The sequence below is a fragment of the Terribium retamae genome, assembly GCF_022347545.1.
GTDB classification, from domain to species: Bacteria; Pseudomonadota; Alphaproteobacteria; order Rhizobiales; family Rhizobiaceae; genus Mesorhizobium; species Mesorhizobium retamae.
Map to the genome: position 1 here is coordinate 35014 of NZ_JAKREW010000039.1, position 6454 is coordinate 41467.

Sequence of the window (6454 nt, forward strand, 5' to 3'; positions counted from 1 at the left end):
GATCATGCAACCCAGGTTAGATTTCTTCGCCGAGGCGCCACAGCTGATGAAATATGTCGTCAGCTTGAATAGGGCGGTGGAAGAAAGCGGGCTCGACAAGGGACTTCTGCACCTCATCAAGCTGCGCGCTTCGCAGATCAACGGCTGTTCCTATTGCGTGGAAATGCACAGCCGCGAGGCGCGTGACGATGGCGAGACCGAGCAGCGTCTCTACCTCGTTGTCGCCTGGAAGGAGTCTCCGCTCTTCACCGAACGCGAGCGGATGGCTTTCAAATGGGTTGAGACGGTAACCAGGATCGCCGACGCCGGTGTGCCGGATGAGCTCTACCAGGAAGGACTCAAGCATTTTTCCAAGGAAGAGCTGGTGAAGCTGACGGTCGCGGTTTCCATGATCAACACCTGGAACCGGCTGTGCGTGACGTTCCACGCCATTCACCCGGTGCCGACCGCCAAGGCCGCTTGATGTCGAAATCGTAGATTGAGCAGGGCGCATTGGTGGCGCCCTGTTTTCTTTTGGGGATCAAGATGATGTTTGTCGATTTTCATGAAGAGATTCTGTTTGTCGGTCGCCTTTTGCTGGGAGGCGCCTTCATTTTCGCCGGGCTGCGAAACATCCAGAACCGCTCATTCGTGGCGCAACTGATGAGTACGCGCGGCGTGCCGCAAGCACCAACCGTGCTTTGGCTTGGCATTGTGGTGCAGGGTATCGCTGGTGCTCTGCTGATCGCTGGTATTTGCACCGCGGCTTCAGCGGCACTGTTGCTGCTGTTCCTGATCGTAGCCACGCCGATGTTCCACAATTTCTGGGACTATCAGCCGGGGCCGGACCGTGTCGCGAAGATCAACGGCTTTGTCGGCAATGTCGCGCTGGCCGGTGCCATCCTGACGCTGATTGCGAATTCGCTGCAGGCTTGACCGCAGGCCGGGAGAGCTTCAAGGCTCAGCACAGAACGCAGTACCGCTTCGAATGCCCGGGGGATGGATGGCATGGAAACCTTGATGCTGATCGGACGCTGCATCTTCGGCGCGTTCTTCCTGATCGCAGGCATCCGCAACTTGGCCCATTTCAACGAACGCAAGTCTGGCGGCACCAATTACGGATGGCTGCTGCCGGCGCCCATCATGGCCGCCGGTTTCGCGGTTCAGCTGCTCGGCGGATTGCTGCTCATCTTCGGTTTCTGGGTTGTTCCGGTGGCGCTGGCACTGATCGTTTTTCTGGTCCTGGCAACCGCGCTCTACCATAATCTGTTTCTGTTCCGAGGGAAGGAGCGAGACCCGCACCTTTACCTCACCCTCGTCAACATCACGCTTGCCGGCGGTCTTCTGCTGGTCATTGCCGACGCAGGCTGATGCTTACAACCTGCTCTCTGGCGGCAGGCTCTTGTCTTTCCTGCAAGTGGCGAGCGGAAGCGTCTTGCCACCAAATATGCTCTTCACCTTCTTGGTCGCCGGGTCGGTAAGGAGCTTCACACAGGCGCAGCCATAGCCATAGTTGCCGTTGGAATTGACATATTGGGTCGGATCGAAATCCGGCAGCTTGTCCATGCCAGCGGCCCCGGCACCTTCGGCATTGCCTTGCGTGGCGAATACCCACATTGCGTCCTTGTCGACCAGCCACCAGTTGCCGGGTGTCGGGTTGACCAGCCAACCGCAACGATTTTCGGCCGACGCGGCCATTGGCTTCGCGCCGGAGGCAGATGACGCAAATGCACCGGCACAGCGCTTGTAGAGAACCGACTTACCCATGCCGAACCCCTCCGGATTGTAGAACATCTGGTCCTTGTCGTCGGCATACTCGAAATTATCGACATTGCCTTCCTGTCGGTAGTGGATCACGCCATAACCGCGCGGACTCTCCTTCTGTGCGAAGATGACGGCCTGGGCTTTCTGCCCTTTGTATTGAAGCGTGCCGGCGGTGAAGGTGACGGTGCGGCCGCTGCATTTGCCGGCTTCGGCCCAGACGCCCTGTGCGGCAATCGGAACCGTCGTGTCGGCGGCGCGAGCCGGCCAGGAAGAGACAATGGCCAGGCTGGCGAAAAGCAGTGTCAGGCGCATCATTTTGCTCCCCATGGACGATCGCTAATTCTGCATGCGTGCAGACTGCGCTCAAGACAACAGGCCCACTTCTCAGGCAAGATGAAAACGGTCGATAACCTGATCCGCTTCCTCTGTCGGGATCTCGCCGATGTCGATGACGATGCCGGTCTCGTCCGGTTGCAGGGGCTCCAATGTCGCGAGCTGCGAATCGAGCAGGCTCGGCGGCATGAAATGGCCTTTGCGGGCCTTCATGCGTTCCATGAGGAGTTCACGCGAACCGGAAAGATGGGCGAAGGCCACGACACCTTTCTCGCTCTCGCCGCGCAGGATGTCGCGATAGGAACGCTTGAGCGACGAGCAGGTGACGAGCGCAGGATGCCCGGACTGAATGCGTCCGTCGATCCAGCGCGATATGGCTTCAAGCCAGGGACGGCGGTCGTTGTCGTCGAGCGGGATGCCGTGGCTCATCTTCTCCACATTGGCCTTCGGATGCAACTCATCGCCCTCCAGCAGGTCCCAATGCAGGCGTTCTGCCACAAGGCCGGCAATCGTCGACTTGCCGCAGCCCGAAACTCCCATGACAATGACGACGAGCGGTTTCACAGGAAAGCTCCGAGGATAAGGACGCCGATGAGACCGCAGACTGAGATGATGCACTCCATCATCGTCCAGGTCTTCAACGTCTGGCTGATGTCCATGTTGAGATAGCCTTTGACCAGCCAGAAGCCGGCATCGTTGAGGTGCGAAAGGAACAGCGAGCCGGAGCCGATGGCAAGAACCATCAGCGCGCCTTGCGCCGGAGGCAGGCCAGCCGCCACTGGCGCAAGGATGCCGGCGGCGGTTACCGTCGCAACGGTTGCCGAACCGGTGGCAATGCGTACGAGCACAGCGACGAACCAGGCCAGGAACATCACCGGCAAGCCGCTGTCGGTGATGGCGTTGGCAATGACCGCGCCGATGCCGGTATCGACCAAAACCTGCTTGAAGCCACCGCCGGCGCCAACCACGAGCAGGATGCCGGCGATCGGCCCGAGTGAGCTTTCGAGACTATGAGCCACGGCTGCCTTGGGCATCCTGAACATCAAGGCGCCGGCGATCACGGCTATGCCGAGTGCGATCAGCGGCTCGCCCAGAACATGCAAGGCGGATGGAAGCAAGGCCTTCGAGCCGGGCGCGATGACCTCCGATATCGCGCGGGCGAGCATGAGGACAACCGGAAGCAGTATTGCCGTGACTGCCGTGGCAAAGCTCGGTTGCGTGGATGTCTCATAGCGGCCGTCGCCGGCCTGCCCGAACAGCTCCGGCGTCGGCACATTGACCCAGCGGTCGGCGAGGGTGGCGAAGATGGGGCCGCTGATGATGACAGTGGGGATGGCTATGAGGACACCGAGCCCGAGTGTCAGACCAAGGTTGGCGCCCAGCGTGCTGACCGCGACAAGCGGGCCAGGGTGCGGCGGCACAAGGCCGTGCATGGCGGAAAGGCCTGCGAGTGTCGGAATCGCGATCTTGACGATCGACTGGCCTGACCGCTGGCTGACCAGCAGGATCACCGGCATCAACAGCACGAGCCCGATCTCAAAGAACATCGGCAGACCGATGATCGCGCCGACCAATCCCATCGTCCAAGGCAATATTTCGGGTCTGGATCGTCCCACCAGCGTGTCGACGATGCGGTCGGCACCGCCGGAATCAGCCAGCAGCTTGCCGAACATCGCCCCGAGCCCCATCAGCAGGCCGACACCGGCCATGGTGGTGCCGAAGCCCTTGGTGAAGGACGCGACGGAGGCGGCCGCTCCAAGGTTGGCGGCCAGGCCAACACCGAGCGCGCCGATGGACAAGGACAGGAAGGGGTGGAGCTTCAACCAACTTATCAAGAGGACGATCGCGGCGATGCCGGCTAGCGCGGCAATGATCAGTTGGGCATCGCCGGCGGTGGCAGCTTGTTCCATGCAGTGTCCTCTGTGCCCCCGAATGCATTACTTCGCGCGATTGCGCGGGACGTCAACGCCGCCCCCTCAAAAGTTTCGGTTCCGCAAGGGAAGCGCGCAGTTCGTGGATGATAGGGCTTTCAGTCCGCGCTGGCCTTCGGCTTCAAGCCGTCCAGGAAAAGCTGCTCCAGAAAGCGCGCGGCATCTTCGAAGCGACCGTCGCCACCAAGGTCAGGGCCAAGCACGGCGCGCACCTGCACGTCGAAATCGGCATAATGTTGCGTCGTGGCCCAGATCGAGAAGATCAGATGCCGGGGATCCGTGCGAACGATCTTGCCGGCGCGCATCCAGCCCTTGATGATGGCGACCTTCTCCTCGACGAGACTTTTCAGCTCGCCTTCCAGCAAAGGCATTATGCGTGGTGCGCCCTGCAGGATCTCGTTGGCGAACAGCCGACTCTCGCGCGGATAGTCTCGCGCCATTTCCAGCTTGCGACGGATGTAACTGCGCAGTTCCGTCAGCGGATCGCCGACATCGTCGAGTTCGCGCAGCGGTGCCAGCCATGTGTCGAGCAGGCGCTGGATCAGCGTCTCGTGGATTTCCTCCTTGCGGCGAAAATAATAGAGCAGGTTTGGCTTCGACATGCCTGCGGCCTCAGCGATCTGGTCGATCGTCGAGCCGCGGAAGCCGTGCGTGGAAAAGACTTCGAGTGCCGCTTCCAGGATCAGCTCCCGCTTCTCCTGCTGTATACGGGTACGGCGCGGGGCGGGGGCGTTCATGGTCTGGGAAGCCCTTTGCAAGACAAGGCATTCAAGGCATTCTGGACCAATTGTCTGGACCAGTTTTTGCTGAGCTGTGGAGCGCGCTTCGAATGCGGCATTTCCGCTAGTAATCCCTTGACCGTCACCATGGCGGTGCTAACGTTTGTCCATCCGGTCAAAAATTTGCGTAGCATGAAAACGCGCCGAAGACCAAGCGTTGGCCGCACCGAAACGAAGCAGTGAAAGGAAAGCTTGGTCATGTCCAATCGGCTCAAGGTAACGCCGAACGATCTCAGTGCATTCTGGATGCCCTTTACGGCAAACCGGCAGTTCAAGCAGGCGCCCCGTATGTTGGTCAGCGCCAAGGATATGCACTACACGGCCTCGGATGGCCGCAAGATCCTGGACGGCACCGCCGGTCTCTGGTGCGTCAATGCGGGCCACTGCCGCCCGAAGATCACCGAGGCGATCCAGCAGCAGGCGGCGGAGCTCGATTACGCACCGGCATTCCAGATGGGGCACCCGATCGTGTTCGAGCTGGCGAACCGGCTGGTCGATATTGCGCCCAAGGGAATGGATCATGTCTTCTTCACCAATTCCGGCTCGGAATCGGTCGACACCGCGCTTAAGATGGCGATCGCCTACCATCGCGCCAAGGGCAATGGCTCGCGCTTCCGCCTGATCGGCCGCGAGCGCGGCTACCATGGCGTCAATTTCGGTGGCATCTCCGTCGGCGGCATCGTCAACAATCGCAAGATGTTCGGCACGCTGCTGACCGGCGTCGATCACCTGCCGCACACCCACCTGCCGGAAAAGAACTCCTTCACCAAGGGAGTGCCGGAGCACGGCGCGGAACTCGCCGACGAACTGGAGCGTATCGTCACCCTGCATGATGCCTCGACCATCGCTGCCGTCATCGTCGAGCCGGTCGCCGGTTCCACCGGTGTCATCCTGCCGCCGAAGGGCTATCTGCAGCGCCTGCGCGAAATCTGCACGAAGCACGGCATCCTGCTGATTTTCGATGAGGTCATCACCGGTTTCGGCCGCCTCGGTGCGCCGTTTGCCGCCGACTATTTCGGCGTGACGCCCGATATCATCACCACCGCCAAGGGTGTGTCCAACGGTGTGATCCCAATGGGCGCTGTGTTCGTGACCAAGGAGATCCACGACACGTTCATGAACGGTCCCGACCACATGATCGAGTTCTTCCACGGTTACACCTATTCGGGCAATCCGATCGCCTGCGCAGCGGCACTCGGCACGCTGGACACCTACAAAGAAGAGGGCCTGCTGACCCGCGGTGAGGAACTGGCGCCTTATTGGGAGGATGCGCTGCATTCGCTCAAGGGTGAACCGAATGTCATCGATATCCGCAATATCGGCCTGATCGGCGCCATCGAACTCGCGCCGATTGCCGGGCAGCCGACCAAGCGTGCCTTTTCGGCCTTCGTGAAGGCCTTCGAACGCGGCGCGCTGATCCGTACCACCGGCGACATCATCGCGCTGTCGCCACCGCTCATCATCACCAAGGGCCAGATCAACGAATTGATCGACCATGTGCGCGAGGTTTTGAGGGCTATCGATTAGGCGCAAGCCAAACGTTGCGGGGGGGGGGGGGGGCCCCCCCCCCCCCCCCGGGGGGTGTGGGGGGGGGGCCAAAAATGGGCCCCCCCCCGGCATAATTGCCAACAAAAACCACACGCAGGTGGTTTGGTGTTTGGGGGTGGG

8 protein-coding genes are annotated in these 6454 nt (G+C 60.9%); 4 read left to right on the forward strand and 4 right to left on the reverse strand.

The window, feature by feature from the left end; translation table 11 throughout:
* The first annotated feature begins 4 nt into the window (after nt 1-4).
* From L4923_RS25160 to L4923_RS25170, 3 genes are all read left to right on the forward strand, one after another.
* On the forward strand, nt 5-463 hold the full coding sequence (locus tag L4923_RS25160) for a carboxymuconolactone decarboxylase family protein (protein WP_239369851.1): 459 nt from the start codon (nt 5-7) through the stop codon (nt 461-463).
* 65 nt (nt 464-528) lie between these two features.
* Nucleotides 529-915, forward strand: a complete 387-nt coding sequence (locus L4923_RS25165; protein ID WP_239369852.1) for a DoxX family protein — start codon at nt 529-531, stop codon at nt 913-915.
* A gap of 72 nt (nt 916-987) precedes the next feature.
* Nucleotides 988-1350 (forward strand): DoxX family membrane protein, encoded by a 363-nt coding sequence (locus L4923_RS25170; RefSeq protein ID WP_239369853.1) that lies wholly within the window; start codon nt 988-990, stop codon nt 1348-1350.
* Nucleotides 1351-1353: 3 nt separating this feature from the next.
* On the opposite strand, the gene L4923_RS25175 is transcribed toward L4923_RS25170, so the two are convergent.
* The 4 genes from L4923_RS25175 to L4923_RS25190 form a co-directional block, all read right to left on the reverse strand.
* Nucleotides 1354-2058 carry a DUF4087 domain-containing protein gene (locus tag L4923_RS25175; protein ID WP_239369854.1) on the reverse strand — a complete coding sequence of 235 codons (705 nt, stop codon included), beginning with the start codon at nt 2056-2058 and terminating at the stop codon, nt 1354-1356.
* Nucleotides 2059-2127: 69 nt separating this feature from the next.
* Nucleotides 2128-2640, reverse strand: a complete 513-nt coding sequence (locus L4923_RS25180; RefSeq protein WP_239369855.1) for a gluconokinase — start codon at nt 2638-2640, stop codon at nt 2128-2130.
* Complete coding sequence (locus tag L4923_RS25185) at nt 2637-3986, reverse strand: GntP family permease (RefSeq protein ID WP_239369856.1); 1350 nt, start codon at nt 3984-3986, stop codon at nt 2637-2639. The genes L4923_RS25180 and L4923_RS25185 overlap by 4 nt, the downstream gene beginning before the upstream one ends.
* A gap of 119 nt (nt 3987-4105) precedes the next feature.
* A complete protein-coding gene (locus tag L4923_RS25190; protein WP_239369857.1) occupies nt 4106-4744 on the reverse strand; it encodes a TetR family transcriptional regulator C-terminal domain-containing protein in 639 nt (212 codons plus the stop codon).
* Nucleotides 4745-4984: 240 nt separating this feature from the next.
* Between L4923_RS25190 and aptA the strand changes: the two genes are divergently transcribed.
* Nucleotides 4985-6313 carry an omega-aminotransferase AptA gene (aptA, locus tag L4923_RS25195; RefSeq protein WP_239369858.1) on the forward strand — a complete coding sequence of 443 codons (1329 nt, stop codon included), beginning with the start codon at nt 4985-4987 and terminating at the stop codon, nt 6311-6313.
* The last annotated feature ends 141 nt before the right edge of the window (nt 6314-6454 follow it).